Below are 14970 nucleotides of genomic sequence, written 5' to 3'. Positions count from 1 at the left end.
AAGCAACCAGACTTTGCACCAACGGCCCCCAGGATTCGGCCCGCGCGGGTCCGACTGGGCAAATATTGCCTAGGGTATGGTTTCCATATGGTTAACGAAGGTTAAGGACCGCGGCAAAATCGCGGACATGAAAAAAACCGGCTTCGCAAGGCGAGGCCGGTTTTCGTCAAATGCCACAGGATCGGCGCCGAATTACTGCCGATATTGCTGGATGCGGGTGGTGCGCAGCCCGGCCAGACCGTGCTGGTCGATCGAGAACTGCCAGGAAAGGAATTCATCGACGGTCAATGTGTAGCGGCTGCAGGCCTCCTCGAGAGAGAGCAGGCCGCCGCGGACCGCAGCGACGACTTCGGCCTTGCGGCGGATGACCCACCGTTTGGTACCGGGGGCCGGCAAATCCGCAATCGTTAACGGGCTGCCGTCAGGCCCGATGACGTATTTCACCCTCGGGCGATGGGGTTCTGTCATGGCGTACTCACAAACTCTCAACCACTGAACTCGCAAGGGGTAAGCTACGCCTCCCGGTTTAAAATTTGCCTAAGCCCAAGCGTTCAATACGAATCTCGTTGGAACGGCCGGGAACATTCGGGTCTGCCCGCCGTCGGGCAGACCGGCGCGCGGCGCAATTCGCGGTTCGGCGCGCTCAAATCGTGGGGCGCAGGGGACCGCGCGCCAGCGTCAGCAAGGCATCGGCGAGCGCCTCTGAGGCCTTGTCCGGCCGTCTTTTCTCGTAGATGGCGAATTCTAGATCGGGAAGCGGCGGCAGGCCGTCGCCAATTCCGAGAACGCGCAGGCCCGTGGTGACCGCGCTGAGCGGCAGCGGGGTGACGGCAAGTCCCGCGACGGCGGCGGCACGGACGCCGGTCAGGCTCGGGCTGGTATAGACGATCTCCCAGCCGAGCTCGCCGTCGCGCAGCGCGGAGAGTGCGGCGTCGCGCGACACCGATCGTTCGCGGTACAGCGCCAGCGGCAGCGGCGCGCCGGGAACGAGATCGAACGTTTCCGCCGCGGTCCACACCAGCGGTTCGCGCCACACCAGACGGCCTTTCGACGTTCCGAGCGGCCGCTTGGCGAACACCAGATCGAGCCGGCCCGCATTGAGCTGCTCGATCAGTTCGGCGCTGACACCGATCTGCACCTCGAGCTTGACCCCGCGATGCAGCGCGGCGAAGCGGCCCAGCGCCGACGGCAATGAGCCGCCGGCGACTTCCTCGACCACGCCGAGACGGATCGAGCCGGACAGCCGCGGCGCCACCAGCCGCTGCCGCGCCGCTTCCTCGAGCTGCAGCAAACGCCGCGCATCGCCGAGCAGCATCTCGCCTTCGTCGGTCAGCGCGACGCTGCGCGTCGTGCGCCGGAACAGCGGCCGCCGGGTCTCGAGCTCGAGCCGCTTGATCTGCTGGCTGATGGTCGACTGGGTCAGATGCAATTGCTCGGCGGCGCGGTGGAAGCCGCCGCAATCGGCGACCGCGACGAAGGCCCGCAAAAGTTCGAGGTCGAGCATCGATTAATCCATATCTGTAATCAATCATATTATAGAATATCGTTTCTATTATCAATTCCGCCCGCCTACCTTCGCTTCAGATGATCAAGCAAGGAGAGGCCATCATGTCGGAGACGACACCACGAACCGATCGCACGGCGCGCCTCGTGCGCGCGCGAACTGTCTGCGGCACAAACGGAAAGGTCTGCCCGCCCGACCGCGCGATCGAGCTGCTGGAGGCGGTTATCGCATCCGGCGACCGGGTGGCACTCGAGGGCGACAACCAGAAACAGGCCGACTTCCTGGCCGCGTGCCTCGCCGGGGTGGACCCGGCGCGGGTGCATGATCTGCACATGGTGCAGTCGGTGCTGGCGCTTCCCGATCATCTCGCGGTGTTCGAGCGCGGCATCGCCAACCGCCTGGACTTCGCCTTTGCCGGCCCGCAGAGCCGCCGCCTTGCCGAGCTCGTCGCCGCCAAGGCGCTGCGGATCGGCGCGATCCATACCTATCTCGAGCTTTACGCGCGGATGCTGGTGGATCTGACGCCGCAGGTTGCGCTCATCGTGGCCGACAAGGCCGATCGCGACGGCAATCTGTACACCGGTCCGAACACCGAGGACACGCCGACCATCGCCGAGGCCGCGGCGTTCCGCGGCGGCGTCGTCGTGGCGCAGGTCAACGAAATCGTCGATCGCCTGCCGCGCGTCGATATCCCCGGCGACTGGGTCGATGTCGTGGTGCCCGGTCCGAAGCCGTATGCGATCGATCCGCTGTTCACGCGCGATCCCGCCAAGATCAGGGACGAGAACGTCCTGATGGCGATGATGGCGATTGCGGCGGTGTACGAACCTTATCAGGTGACACGGCTCAATCACGGCATCGGCTATGCCACCGCAGCGATCGAGCTGATCCTGCCGACCTTTGCCGCCAGGCGCGGGCTGAAGGGCAAGGTCGCGCGGAATTTCGTGCTCAACCCGCATCCGACGCTGATCCCCGCGATCGAAGCCGGCTTCGTCGACAACGTCTATTGCTTCGGCTCGGAGCTCGGCATGGAGCGCTATGTCGCCAGCCGTCCCGACGTGTTTCCGGTCGGCGCCGACGGCAATCTGCGCTCCAACCGCGCGCTGGCGCAGGTCGCCGGACAATATGCCTGCGATCTGTTCGTCGGCGGCACCTTGCAGATCGATCCCGAGGGCAACAGCTCGACCGCCACCAAGGACCGCATCACCGGCTTCGGCGGCGCGCCGAACATGGGTGCCGATCCGCGCGGCCGACGCCACGACAGCGTTGCCTGGCTGCGTGCCGGCGAGGAAGCAGGCGAGCGCCTGCGCGGCCGCAAGCTCGTGGTGCAGATGGTCCAGACCTGGCAGCCGAACGGCGCGCCGAGCTTCGTCGAGCGCCTCGACGCGTTCGACCTCGCGGCCTCGGCCGGCTTCGCGCTGCCGCCCGTCATGATCCATGGCGACGATGTCACCCACGTGATCACCGAACGCGGCGTCTGCAACCTGTTGCGTTGCCGCTCGCCGCAGGAGCGCGAGGCCGCCCTGCGCGCGGTCGCCGGCGACACCGAGTTCGGCCGGCGGCAGGACGCCGGGACGACCGACGGTCTGCGCCGCCGCGGCATCGTGATGCTGCCGTCCGATCTCGGCCTCGACGTCGAGACGGCGACGCGCGACTGGCTCGCCGCGAAATCCATCGACGATCTCGTCGCCGCATCGGGCAACCTCTACACGCCGCCCGCCAAATTCCGCCGCTAGAAGGAGGCTCCCATGACCCACGCCGAGCACATCCCAGGCAGTCCACCGGCCTCACTCGACAAAGCGAGGCAGCTCGCCGCGGCATTGTTGTCCGAGCGCGGCGAAGCGTCGGGCGCCCTGATCGCGCGCCAATTGCAGCAGACCATGCGCGCGCTCGATGCCACCGGCCGGCACGGCTTTCAACGCTATCTGGCGAGCGCGTTCCAGCCCGACGCGACGGCGCTGCAGGATGCGGCGAAGCGCTATCTTGCCGACGGCACCGCGGCGGCCGCGGCCGCCTTGGCCGACGCCGCCGATCCGCCGCGCCAGGAGGTGCTGCGGCGGATGAATATGGCGCCCGGCGGCACGGCGAGCCTGATCGCGATGCGCAGCGAGATCGCCGGCCGTCTCGGCCCCGAACCGGAGCTGAAGCTGCTCGATGCCGATCTCAAGCATCTGTTCGTCTCATGGTTCAATCGCGGCTTCCTCGAGCTTCGCCGCATCGACTGGCAGTCGCCGGCCGCCGTGCTCGAGAAGCTGATCGCCTATGAGGCGGTGCACGAGATCAAGGGCTGGGACGATCTGCGCCGCCGCCTTGCGCCCGACCGCCGCTGCTTTGCCTTCTTCCACCCCGCGCTGCCCGGCGAGCCGCTGATCTTCGTCGAGGTCGCGCTGGTGCAGGGATTGGCCACCGCCGTGCGACCGCTGCTGGTGCAGGATGCGGATCAAGACAGCGCCGGCCTCAGGGCCGCGCATGCCGACACCGCGATCTTCTATTCGATCTCCAACTGCCAGGACGGACTGCGCGGCGTGTCGTTCGGCAACTTCCTGATCAAGCAGGTGGTCGAGGAGCTGCAAACGGAATTCCCGCAGCTGAAACGCTTCTCCACGCTGTCACCGATCCCGGGCTTTCGGCGCTGGCTCAGCCAGCAGCCGCAATCCGGCGGCAACGAGGTCGCGATGCTGCGCGAGCTGGACCGCGAAGGCTGGTGGCACGACGCGGCGACCAGCGAGACCTGGCGTCCGGTCCTGATGAGGCTATGCGCGCAATATCTCACGCGCTCGCCGGCGTCAGGAAATCGCATCGATCCGGTGGCGCGCTTCCATCTCGGCAACGGTGCCCGATTGGAGCGGATCAATTGGCTCGGCAACACGGCCGATCGCGCGATGGCGGAATCCTTCGGCATCATGGTCAACTATCTTTACGATCACGACAGCATCGAGCGTAACCATGAGGCCTTTGCGCGCGTAGGAGAGATTGTCCGTTCACCGCAGGTGGACGCGCTTCTCTGATTTTCAACTCAGCATACAACAACGGAGCAGTAACATGATGATGAACAGACGCGCCTTCTCGACCGCCTTGCTCGCTGGAGCCGCGGCTTCACTGGTGTCCACGCGCGGCATGGCCGCCACCACGCCGCCGGTCAAGGCGCGCAACGTCGTGCTGGTGCACGGCCTGTTCGCCGACGGCTCCTGCTGGTCCGAGGTCATTCCGCGCCTGCAGGCCGCCGGGCTCAACGTGACGTCGGTGCAAAATCCGTTGACCACGCTGCCTGAAGCGGTTGCCTCCGCGCAGCGGGTGCTCGATCGCCAGGATGGTCCGACCGTGCTGGTCGGCCATTCCTTCTCCGGCATGATCGTCACCGAGGCCGGCGTGCATCCGAATGTCTCGGCGCTGGTCTATGTCGCGGCGCGCGCACCCGATGCGGACGAGGATTACACCGCGCTGGCAAAGACCTATCCGACGCCGCCCGCGAGCGCGGGCATCGTGTTCGACGGCGACGAGGGCCGGCTCAGCGAACAAGCGTTCCTGCGCGATTTCGCCGGCGACCTGCCGGAGGCGAAGGCGAAGGTGCTCTATGCCGTGCAGCAGCCGTTCCACAAGCAACTGCTGACCGGCAAGACCAGCCATGCGGCCTGGCGCAGCAGGCCGAGCTACTACGCCGTCTCGACCGAAGATCGCACCATCAATCCGGATCTCGAGCGCTTCATGGCCAAGCGGATGGGCGCCACCACGATCGAGGTGAAGGCCAGCCATCTCGCGCTGATCTCGCAGCCGGACGCGATCGCGCGGCTGATCCTCGACGCCGCGCGGCAGTCGAGCTGAGCGTCGGCGTTGACCGTGCGTGGGAGAGCATCCGCTTCTCCCGCGCACGATGACGCGCTCTAGAGGATATGCGCGCCATGACCGTCGAAGATGCCGCGATCGCCGGCGCGCGGCACAAGGTCATGTCCGGCGGCATCGACATCCGGCGGCCGGGCGCGCTTGGTGCCGAGCGTGTTCAGCAGCGTCGCGACCGCGGCCATCACAAGGACACCGGCAAGACTGAGTCCGATCTGCATCGAGAGCCGGTTCGAGATGTCAAACAGGTCGCATTGGCTGGCGAGCGCCAGCAGGACGCCGAGACAATAGATCGGCAGCGAGTTCTCGCCACAACGCCTCGCGCTGCGCAGCATCGGCGTCGACAGTCCCTGCCAGCCCGCTGGAACGAGCCATGACACCACGATGGCAAGTGCCAGAAAATGCAGCAGCCGCAACGGGCTCAAATTCGACTTGTCCATCGGAAACAGCAGATCCGTCAGCGCCTGCGGCAGCAGCGGCGGCTTGATGCCGTGGCCCAGCGCAACGACGAGGCCGAACGCGAGATAGAGCGCGGACAGAACCAGCGCAGGGCGCGACGTCACCCATCCCTGGATCGTCCTTCCCTCGATGACGTACCATGCGCCCAGCACGACCGGAAGCTGCCAGGCCAGTGGGTTGAAGAACCAGACGCCGTCGGGCCAGGCGGGAATGCTCCAGCCGAAGACATGCACCAGCGCATAAAGCGACAGCGAAAGACCAAGCGCCAGGTTCGGCGCTCGCAGCAGCAGCCACAGCAGCGGTGCGAACAACACGTGACAGATCACAAAGACCGGCAGCACGTCGGTATTGACAGGGTGGAATTGCAGCACCGCGGCGTGCGCAAGCGCTGCGCCCGGACGTTCGAACAGAACCCGCGTATTGCTGTCGTCGGCGAGACGGTCGCTGCCCGTGAGGTAGACGACGATCGCGCAGGCGAGCGTCAGCAGCAGAAAGGCGGCATAGATATCCCATCCTCGCCGCAGCGAACGGCCGATCATGCCGCGCCAACCGTCGCGCTGACGCGCCCTGCCGTAGGCCAGTGCGCAGGTGACGCCCGAGATGAACATGAAGATTTCGGCGGCATCGCAGAAGCCGTAGTTGCGCAGGGTCAGCCAGCTTCCGACGTTGTCTGGAATGTGATCGAGAAAGATCCACCACAACGCGATCCCGCGACAGACATCGATGCGCGGGTCGCGGCCGGTCGATCTGAACTCCGGCGGAGTCTCGCCGAGCAATCGCTTCGAGCTGCGGGTTCGATCGTGCATCTATCGATCTGTCTGGCGGGCGCGCAGCCTCATCGGACCCAGGTCCATGAGACGCCCGGGTGCTCCGAGGCGTGCGCGTGCCGGACTAGCCTCCGGCCAACCTGTATGATTGTGCGCTCCAGCTACTACCCGAGGGTTGGCGGCGCTTCCGCCGGCCAGCCGCAATCACGGGGACCGGGTGGATCGCTATCCTCTGACGGCGCCGCCTGCGCGACGTCGCCGATGGCCGGCAACAAATGCTGCTTTCGCATTTCGGCGAGGCGGGCGCGACAGTATTCACGATAAAGCATGTCGAATATGATGGACATGATCGAACGCCTTCTTGATCACTAGGTTGACTTTCCCACGTGACAGATTTCGACCATTTCAACCGGCGGCGATAACCGACAGTGCCGCAGGCAGTCCGACGCAACCAAAATCGATATCAGTCGTTCTACTGAATGACCTGCGCGTGGCGTCTTAGCCAGGAAACCGCGTACAGGGGCACGACACTGATTTGCGCTTGCACGCTGCCCGGAATGTTTGAAACGGATCCGATGGCAGCAATTATAAATAGAGCGATCGCGACTGCTTCTTCTTAAAAGGGAAATTTGCCGCGATTTTCATGATGTCATTATATACGTAATATTCTAATCACCAAGTGAACCAGTTCACATCAGCATCAATCACAGGCGAGCAAGACTAGCAGACCGGTAGCGTGGCTTCTTGGACTCATGCGCACGGATCGAGCGAAGGCCGGTGCGTGAATCGCAAAATGCAGATACTGACTGTGGAGTGCCGCAGCATTTCATTCTGGTGTTTTGTGAAGGCTGGAGGTCCCCATGCCGATGGACGCAGCCAATTTCGCATCGTATCGATTTTCGACGTGCGAGCTTCCGGAACGCATTCGTATCCCGCTCTGGCGCGAGCACTTTGGCCGATGCATCGTGCACGCCGATATCGAGCCTCTCTCGAACGTTTCATTCCAGGCCGATGCGTCGCTGCGAGCGGTTCAGGGTCTACGCATGCTGGCGCTGAAGGGCACGTCGATGCGGTTCAAGCGTTTGCAGGCGAACCTTGCCGATGGCGATGACTCCATCGGGGTCATCTTCTGCTCTCCGGGCAGAGGTCAGCTATCGCAGCGCGGCCGAGACGCCGATTTTCGCGCCGGCGATGCAATCGCAATTCTGCATTCCGAGCCTGCCAGCGTCACCTATATCGACGGGTTGCAATTCGGCCTGGCCGTGCCGCGCGAGGCACTTGCGCAGCGCGTGAGCGACGTCGAAGGCCTGGTCATGCGGCCAATTTGGCACCGGACAGAAGCATTCCGACTCTTTATCTCATACCTGAAATCGGTGCTTAAGACGAAAGCGCTGAGCGCGCCGAAGCTTCGCGATACGGTCGTGACCCATATCCACGATCTCATCGCGCTCGCGATCGGCGAGTGTGCTGCGCTGGGCGAGAGCAGCGCGAGCGCCGTCGTCGCTGCGCGGCACCGTGCCGTGCTCGACTACATCGCCGCACACTTTGAGGAGCCCGGGCTCAACGTTCAAACGGTTGCGCGTGGCCAGGGCATCTCGTCGCGCTATCTGCAGCGCCTGATGGCGTCATCAGGACCGTCATTCACCGAGCGCTTGAATGAATTGCGGCTCCAGCGGGCGCTCAAATTGCTCACCGAGCCAGATGCCGGCCGTCGGCGAATTTCCGATATCGCGCTCGAGGTCGGTTTCTCGGATGTTTCGCATTTCAACCGTCTGTTCCGAGCCCGCTTCGGCGATTCGCCACGCGGTGTGCGGCTCGCACGAAAGGGCTCTCACTGAGCCGCCGCCCCTGATCGGCATGTGCGCGAGATGCTGCATGGGGGCGCTCCGGAGCGAAGGGCGAGGTGGGTTGAGGCCGGCTGCAAGTCTGGTTGGGGCAAAACCCGACGTTGGGGCGGGCCCGAGCCTCGAACGCCTCTCGCGGCTGTGCGCGCATTAGCTTATGTGAATCGACACAACTTATGTGAATCGAAGCGCTATGGTGGCGGCTCTGCTCCCGGAGTGGCGAGCCATTGGTCGATCTGGACGGCGCGCTCGGCCTCGCGGGCCTTCTTGAGAAGTCGTTCCCGCTCGGTGCCGGGAGGCAGATGCGAAGCCCTCGCGCGGGCCGCTTCCTCCAGCTGAATGAGGCGGTATGCGAGCGTCGTGGTTTGCTTGAAGCGATTGCGACGTTTCATGTGTGCAATTGGTGTTTCAACCCTGATGTAGGTCCGAACCGCGCTCGTCGTCGTTTGTTCCTATTGAACGGCGGGGCGTGGCCTGTCCTGGTCGCCTCCTTGAGAGCACCATGCGGCGGGCCGGCCAGGGAATGCTGGACATCGGCCGGCAGCGTCGGTCTGCGGGAAGCGAGCCGAGCCGAGCTGAGAACGATCGTTCCCCGTCAGACGCTCGTCGAAGCCAGGGGGATGCGGAAGAGTTCGCTATCGCCCGCATCGCGAACCGAAATGAAATTGCCGTCGCGAACCATCTCCGGCTTTTCGGTCCCGATCCGGTGAGCGATGAAGCTGCCGTGATCCTGGGCGTCCTTGTCGTCGGCACAGTCGTGACCGACGACGTCGTGTGCGGGGATGTCGCCCGCGAGATGGAAGAAGTATCTGGGCATCTAGGTCAGCTTGTCCAAATTGCCGAACGGCTTCGCGGGCGGCGCGTTCTCGGCCTTCTTGATCTGCTGCGCGCCTTCCTTGGCAAGCCTGCCATCGTTGATGATCTCGGCGATGAGCTGCTTGACCCGTCCGCCGATCCTGTCTGCAATGCCTGTCATGGCTTACCCTTGTTCGTGCTGCCGCCCGCGGCCTCTCACGACTGAAGTATCGCTCGTGGAGAATGTTCCTCCGAGGGGTGAGGACCCAGCCATCCAAGAAAGGAACAAATGACTGTCCGGAAGATTGGATCGCCAGCAACGGCCGAGGCTCAGGCCGAGCGGTTGACGCGAGAAATTCAGTGACGAAGCGCCTGACCAGGAAAGAGCAGTTCGATCGATCGAAGATCAACATGCACGATCTGCTTCAGGTGAGATGCTGGACACATGCCCTCGGTGTGTCGCGCGAACAGCTGCGTAAAGCCGTCGAGAAGGTCGGTGACTCAGCCGTGACGGTTCGCAAGGAGCTCGGAATTCCCGAGGAATGACATGGCCACCGTACAGCAGATCCGGGACTACGCGCGGCAGCTCTGGGAGAAGGCCGGAAAGCCCGACGGCAGGGACGAGCAATTCCGGCACGCGGCCGAGGTCGAACTGAATGCGGAGAACGAAAGTCCGGACGCGCCAGCACTGGACCAGCCGAACAAGACGATCATTCCCGGATGAAGCCGGTCTTGCCGCGAGAGGCGTGCCGGCGGCGCGATTGATGGGGATCCTCCATTAGGAACATTGCCATTCTGTCGCGGTTCTCGAAACGCCGCATGGAGCGGTGAGGAGGACGTTATGAAAAGACTGGTTTTGATTTCTGTTGCCGCCGTATTGGCGTCGACGGGCGCTTTTGCCCAGAGCACGATTGTCGGCACGACCGGTGCCGGACATGCCGCCACCGTGCAGATCGAGCCGCAATACCGTACGCGAATCCACAGCTATGTGACCGAACACAAGATCCGTCCCGTCGAGACGCGGGAGAGGATCGTCGTCGGCTCGCCTGTGCCGCGCGAGGTCGAGCTTGAAGCGGTGCCTGCCGATTGGGGCCCGTCGCTCACCAGATATCGCTATGTCTATACCGGCCAGCGCGTGATGCTGGTCGATCCCGACACCCGTACGGTCGTCCAGGAAGTCGAGTGAGGCCGCTCTGATGGCGGGCCGCCAGCAACGGCGGCGGCCCGCCATCAGCCGGAACGCCTGATCCGCGGGACAAGCGCCGTTCGGTCAGGGGTCATCGACCGCGTCGGCCGTCAGAGACCGATGCTGGCGACAGCCGCTTCCGCGATGCCCTTCGCGTCGAGGGCCCCGGTCTTGCCGATCTCGATGACCTTGCGGGCCACGATCTCGCAAAGCGGATCGTTGCGATCGACCAGACCCATCGAATGCAGCGCCAGGCTGAACGCCCTGTTGAAGAGCTCGATTTGCTCCGGCGTGTATTCGTCCGTCTTCAGCAAGCGATTGATCGGCATTGTCGAGCCCCACAGCAAGCAGCCAAGTGACGTGGCTATAGCATGGAACCGTCGCGATCGGCACCCGGCTTTCCCTGCGCCCTCCAGCAGAGGCGAGACGAGAAGCAAAAGCTCGGGCAAATCATGTCGCGAGAATGCGATCGTGTGACCACAAAACCCGCGCCACACACTCAGTGTCGTCCTGGCGAAAGCCAGGACCCATTACCCCAACTCTCAATTGTTGCGCGACGCTGGGGCCACGATCCCGCTCATCACCGAAGACGGTGGTTGATGGTGTGGACGGCCCCCTACGGCATCAGTGTGCCAGAATGAGGTTGTCTAGATCTCATACAAGGGAGCCGTCCGTGAACCAGATTATCCGCATTGGGATTGATACGTCGAAGTATATTTTTGTGCTGCATGGGGTTGATGCGGCGGAGCAGGTGGTGCTGCGCAAGAAGCTGTCGCGCAAACAAGTGCTGGAGTTCTTCGCCAAATTGCCGCCGACTGTGATCGGGATGGAGGCCTGCGGGGCTTCGCAACATTGGGCGCGTCAGCTTTCCAAGCTCGGTCACGAGGTGAAGCTGATGGCACCGCAATTGGTCAAACCCTACGTGATGCGGAACAAGAATGACGGGCGGGATGCAGAAGGCCTGTGTGAAGCGATGAGCCGGCCGAGCATGCGCTTCGTGCCGGTGAAGACGGCCGAGCAGCAGGCCGCGCTGATGCTGATGGGTGTCCGCGACGGATTGATCGTCCGGCGCACCCAGCTGACCAATACGATACGCGGCCACGCGGCGGAGTATGGCCTGATCGCCCCCAAGGGACTGGACGCGATCGAACCCCTGCTGGTGCGGATTGCGCAGGACGAGACGCTTCCGGTTCTGGCGCGCGAGCTGTTTGTGGTGCTGGGCCGGGAGCGCGTCAGGCTCGAGGGTGAGTTGGAGGCGGTTGAGGCCAAGCTGATGGCCTGGCACCGCGCCGATGCCACGGGCCGGCGCTTGGCTCAGATCCCCTCGGTCGGTCCGATCGTTGCAACCGCGCTGGTGATGAAGACACCTGATCCGCGCACGTTCCGTTCTGGTCGTCATTTTGCGGCCTGGCTGGGATTGACACCCAAGGACCACTCCACCGCTGGCAAGACCAGGCTTGGCAAGATCACGCGGGCTGGCGATGAGAACTTGCGCCGTCTGCTGGTGGTCGGGGCCACAGCGGTGATCCAGCAGGCCAGGCGGGGACGCGGTCATCACTCGCGCTGGCTGCTGGCCCTGATCAAGCGCAAGCCGCCGAAGCTTGCGGCCGTGGCGCTCGCCAACAAAGTGGCCCGTATCGCCTGGAAGCTGATGGCAACGGGCGAGAGTTACGAGGCGGCACGGATGAATCCCATGACAGCCGCCGCCTAATCGATTAGCCGGCGGGCTCGCTCGCCGGCCGACCGGAGCTGCAAGAGCAGATGGAGCGATCGATCGAGCAACGATGCGAGACAGTCCGCAGGACCCATCGGCTGCCAACAGGCCGCGTGGTTGTTTGGAACTCGCATCGCGCAAACCATCTTGGCCAGCGATCCATTCGATCGCACCCAACAGGCCGGACATATGGATGCAAGCGATCCGATCTCACCAAACAGCTCTTGTGCCACGGGGGCCGTCCACATATGGGTCCTGGCTTTCGCCAGGACGACGATACAGTGTGGTGTGCGCGGTCGCCCGCTCAACGCGCAGCTACGGATCGTGGCAATGTGCTCAGCTCGAGCCAGTCGCCCCGCGCACCACGCGCTTGATCTTGTCGGTGGTGTAGGTCTGCCCGCCGATCGAGAGCAGCGGCGGGGAGGCGGTCAGGTCGACGGAGTCGACGACGCCCTGCACCTCGGTCGAGATGGCGATCGGGTTGCCCTTGGAATCCTTGCCGGTGGCGGTCAGCGTGTAGGTGCCGGCCGGCCATTGCGTGCCGTCATTGCCCTTGCCATCCCAGACGAAGCTGGCATTGCCCTGCTTCAGGCTGAAATTGCCGGAATAGGCGGTCTGGCCGGTCGCGCTGGTGATCGTGATGGTGGCGCTGGTGGCTTGCGGGGACACCAGATTCCAGGTCGCGGATTTGTCGAACTGCGTCTTGCTGCCGTCGACCGCGACCGTGTTGCCGACATAGACCAGCGCCTGGGTCGACTGCGCGCTCTTCTCGATCTCGATCAGCGACTTCAGCTGATCGTTGGATTTCAGCTGCTGCTCGACGCCCGCGAACTGCACCAGCTGCTGGGTGAACTGGTTGGTGTCGAGCGGGTCGAGCGGGTTCTGGTTCTGCAACTGCGTGGTCAGCAGCGTCAGGAAGGTCTGGAAATTGTCGGCGATGCCCTGCGAGGAGGTCGTCAGGCCGCTGCCGCTGCTGCTTCCAGAGTTCGTTCCGTTGCTGGTGCCCGGTGCTGAGACGACGGGCGTCGGCATAGTTGCATCGACTGCCATGGTGAACTCCTTACACTCTGATATCGACGCCGCCGAGGGCGCCGGTTGCACGGCCGTAGGAGCGGCCCGCCGCTGCGGCGGGAACGCTGTCCTCCTCGGTGACGATCAAACGATGGGCGTTCGGATTGGACTGGCCATTGTTGTTTTGGCCTGACTGCGACTGGTCGCGCAGGCTGAACTGCAATCCGCCATTGCCGGTCGAGAGGCCGGCATTGTCGAGCGCGCGCTGCAGCTGGTTGGCATCCTGGCGCAGCATCGACAGCGTTTCCGGACGTTCGACGGTGAGATGCGAGGTGACCTGGCCGTTGCGATCGACATCGATGCGGACATCGATGCGGCCGAGCTCGGCGGGGTCGAGCCGGATCTCGAAGCGACTCTTGCCGCTCTTGGCGGAGGCGGCGATCTGCATCGCAAGCCCGCTGAGCGGCACGGCGGCGCTTTGCGCAGCGTTGGTCACGGTCAATTGTGCGGTCGCAGACGGCGTCGTCTGGGTGGTCGCGGGTTGCGGCTGCAGTGCGTTCGCTGCCTGCGCGCTGGGATCGGGGGTCGTGAGCTGGGTCTGCGCGGCGGCGTGGCCGCCGACCGCCGGTGTCGGCGCGGCATTGCCGTCGCCGCCCGCGTCGGCCTTGATGGCATCGGCGGCACCGTCGGTGGCGGCCTTTGCCTTGCCGGCAACGGCGGCCGGCTGCGCGGCGGCGGGAACGATGTTGGTCGGAGCAGCCTGCGCGGTGTTGGCGCTGCCCGCTGTGGCGCCGTCCTGGTCGGCCGGCATCGTCGCCGTCGCGTCCTTCGTGGTGAGCTGTGTCTTGGCCTGCGCCGTCGTCTTGGTGGCGGGCGTTCCGGCGGCAACCGCGGCGGCGAATGTCGCATCGCCGGTTGCTGTCGCTGCGCCCGATGCCGTTGCCGCATCGCTGGTGGTGATGATCTGCGCGTCGGTCTTGACGCCGGCCGCCTTGGCGACCTTGTCGGCGTTCGCTGTGGTGGCCGCCGCCGCTGCGGTGTCGGCGCCGGCAGGCGCGCCGGTGCCGGCAGCGGCACCAGTGCCGGCGATGGCCGAGCTTGCCGCGATGGCCGCCGCCGCGATCGCGAGCGGTGCGGCCGGCTGGTCGGACGGCGCGGTGGCCGCCGGTGTCGGGGCGGTCGCCGGTGTCGCGGCAACAGGAGCAATCACGGCATTCACAGTTGCCGCACCGGGATCCTGCTGCGCAGCGGCCAGCGTCGCGTCCGGCTTGTCACTGGTCGAGTTCGCATCGGAGCTCGATTTCGAGTCGTCCGATTTCGATTTCGACTTGGTCTTGGACGGCGCGTCGCTGTCGACCTTGTTGTCGTCGCGCGAACTGCCGGAATCCCGCGACGTCCTGTCGGGGCCCGTGCTGGTGTCGCGGGGGCGTGCGTCGGTCGTCGAGGGCGGATCGTCGGACCGCCGCGAGGGCGCCGGCTGGGAGTCGTAGCGGCTGCTGTCGTTTGCGGACGCAGTGTTGCTGTCGACCAGCGCGGCAAAGCCGTCGTTCCCCGCCTGCGAAGCGGGATCGGGCCGCGCCGACCGCTGCGTCGCGCCCTGAAAAGACCGGCCTGCCAATGCTTCCGACGTGACGCTGACCACTGCCAACCCTCGCAAATGAGACTTCCGGCGTTTTGTCAGCAAGGAGTGGGCCAACCAGGGACGGCAATAAATAATGAGTTATTTCAGAAGGTTAGGGGCTGCCTTGGTCGGCTGGAGCGGGTTCCCGGCAGGTCTCCTTTTTGCCCGGCGGCAAGATTTGCCGTCCAGGCGCGGCACGGCACGGCTTCCGCGGATTGCCTCACCGGAATAC

At 64.6% G+C, this 14970-nt stretch carries 17 protein-coding genes; 8 read left to right on the top strand and 9 right to left on the bottom strand.

The window, feature by feature from the left end:
- Positions 1-192: 192 nt before the first annotated feature.
- Both sciP and ACVW1B_RS28960 read right to left on the bottom strand, forming a co-directional pair.
- The gene (sciP, locus tag ACVW1B_RS28965; protein ID WP_002714638.1) at positions 193-468 is read right to left on the bottom strand and encodes a CtrA inhibitor SciP; all 276 of its coding nucleotides are present in this window, start codon (positions 466-468) and stop codon (positions 193-195) included.
- Between the two features lie 175 nt (positions 469-643).
- Positions 644-1504 carry a LysR substrate-binding domain-containing protein gene (locus ACVW1B_RS28960; protein ID WP_253606923.1) on the bottom strand — a complete coding sequence of 287 codons (861 nt, stop codon included), beginning with the start codon at positions 1502-1504 and terminating at the stop codon, positions 644-646.
- 80 nt (positions 1505-1584) lie between these two features.
- Between ACVW1B_RS28960 and mdcA the strand changes: the two genes are divergently transcribed.
- From mdcA to ACVW1B_RS28945, 3 genes are read left to right on the top strand one after another with little or no spacing between them, the layout of a single operon-like run.
- On the top strand, positions 1585-3240 hold the full coding sequence (mdcA, locus tag ACVW1B_RS28955; RefSeq protein WP_253606924.1) for a malonate decarboxylase subunit alpha: 1656 nt from the start codon (positions 1585-1587) through the stop codon (positions 3238-3240).
- 12 nt (positions 3241-3252) lie between these two features.
- Complete coding sequence (locus tag ACVW1B_RS28950) at positions 3253-4512, top strand: malonyl-CoA decarboxylase (RefSeq protein WP_253606925.1); 1260 nt, start codon at positions 3253-3255, stop codon at positions 4510-4512.
- 34 nt (positions 4513-4546) lie between these two features.
- Positions 4547-5326, top strand: coding sequence for an alpha/beta fold hydrolase (locus tag ACVW1B_RS28945; protein ID WP_253606926.1), 780 nt, complete (start codon positions 4547-4549; stop codon positions 5324-5326).
- Positions 5327-5385: 59 nt separating this feature from the next.
- Here ACVW1B_RS28945 and ACVW1B_RS28940 read toward each other — a convergent pair whose 3' ends face one another.
- Positions 5386-6606: an OpgC family protein gene (locus tag ACVW1B_RS28940; RefSeq protein ID WP_456822602.1), complete on the bottom strand. Its 1221-nt coding sequence runs from the start codon at positions 6604-6606 to the stop codon at positions 5386-5388.
- Between the two features lie 821 nt (positions 6607-7427).
- Between ACVW1B_RS28940 and ACVW1B_RS28935 the strand changes: the two genes are divergently transcribed.
- Entirely contained in the window at positions 7428-8405 is a 978-nt protein-coding gene (locus ACVW1B_RS28935) for a helix-turn-helix transcriptional regulator (RefSeq protein WP_253606928.1), read from the top strand.
- Between the two features lie 197 nt (positions 8406-8602).
- Here the strand turns inward: ACVW1B_RS28935 and ACVW1B_RS28930 are convergent, their stop codons facing one another.
- From ACVW1B_RS28930 to ACVW1B_RS28920, 3 genes are all read right to left on the bottom strand, one after another.
- The gene (locus ACVW1B_RS28930; RefSeq protein ID WP_057017332.1) at positions 8603-8803 is read right to left on the bottom strand and encodes a hypothetical protein; all 201 of its coding nucleotides are present in this window, start codon (positions 8801-8803) and stop codon (positions 8603-8605) included.
- A gap of 203 nt (positions 8804-9006) precedes the next feature.
- Positions 9007-9228, bottom strand: a complete 222-nt coding sequence (locus ACVW1B_RS28925) for a DUF6894 family protein (protein WP_028333448.1) — start codon at positions 9226-9228, stop codon at positions 9007-9009.
- Positions 9229-9387: a hypothetical protein gene (locus ACVW1B_RS28920; RefSeq protein WP_375167052.1), complete on the bottom strand. Its 159-nt coding sequence runs from the start codon at positions 9385-9387 to the stop codon at positions 9229-9231.
- Between the two features lie 179 nt (positions 9388-9566).
- Here ACVW1B_RS28920 and ACVW1B_RS28915 point away from each other — a divergent pair, with 179 nt between their 5' ends.
- The 3 genes from ACVW1B_RS28915 (at position 9567) to ACVW1B_RS28905 (ending at position 10392) form a co-directional block, all read left to right on the top strand.
- Entirely contained in the window at positions 9567-9752 is a 186-nt protein-coding gene (locus ACVW1B_RS28915; protein ID WP_028333447.1) for a DUF3606 domain-containing protein, read from the top strand.
- A 1-nt stretch (position 9753) separates the two neighbouring features.
- On the top strand, positions 9754-9930 hold the full coding sequence (locus ACVW1B_RS28910; protein ID WP_253606930.1) for a DUF2934 domain-containing protein: 177 nt from the start codon (positions 9754-9756) through the stop codon (positions 9928-9930).
- 117 nt (positions 9931-10047) lie between these two features.
- On the top strand, positions 10048-10392 hold the full coding sequence (locus ACVW1B_RS28905) for a DUF1236 domain-containing protein (RefSeq protein ID WP_092089173.1): 345 nt from the start codon (positions 10048-10050) through the stop codon (positions 10390-10392).
- Positions 10393-10502: 110 nt separating this feature from the next.
- Here the strand turns inward: ACVW1B_RS28905 and ACVW1B_RS28900 are convergent, their stop codons facing one another.
- The gene (locus ACVW1B_RS28900; protein WP_225161433.1) at positions 10503-10721 is read right to left on the bottom strand and encodes a hypothetical protein; all 219 of its coding nucleotides are present in this window, start codon (positions 10719-10721) and stop codon (positions 10503-10505) included.
- Positions 10722-11065: 344 nt separating this feature from the next.
- On the opposite strand from ACVW1B_RS28900, the gene ACVW1B_RS28895 reads away from it, so the two are divergent.
- The gene (locus ACVW1B_RS28895; protein ID WP_253605065.1) at positions 11066-12103 is read left to right on the top strand and encodes an IS110 family RNA-guided transposase; all 1038 of its coding nucleotides are present in this window, start codon (positions 11066-11068) and stop codon (positions 12101-12103) included.
- A gap of 339 nt (positions 12104-12442) precedes the next feature.
- Here the strand turns inward: ACVW1B_RS28895 and ACVW1B_RS28890 are convergent, their stop codons facing one another.
- Both ACVW1B_RS28890 and ACVW1B_RS28885 read right to left on the bottom strand, forming a co-directional pair.
- Positions 12443-13156, bottom strand: a complete 714-nt coding sequence (locus ACVW1B_RS28890) for a flagellar hook assembly protein FlgD (protein ID WP_016844363.1) — start codon at positions 13154-13156, stop codon at positions 12443-12445.
- A gap of 10 nt (positions 13157-13166) precedes the next feature.
- Entirely contained in the window at positions 13167-14774 is a 1608-nt protein-coding gene (locus ACVW1B_RS28885; RefSeq protein ID WP_253606931.1) for a flagellar hook-length control protein FliK, read from the bottom strand.
- Positions 14775-14970 lie beyond the last annotated feature (196 nt).

This window comes from Bradyrhizobium sp. USDA 4502 (assembly GCF_054063355.1).
This window is presented reverse-complemented; position numbering and strand designations above follow the sequence as displayed.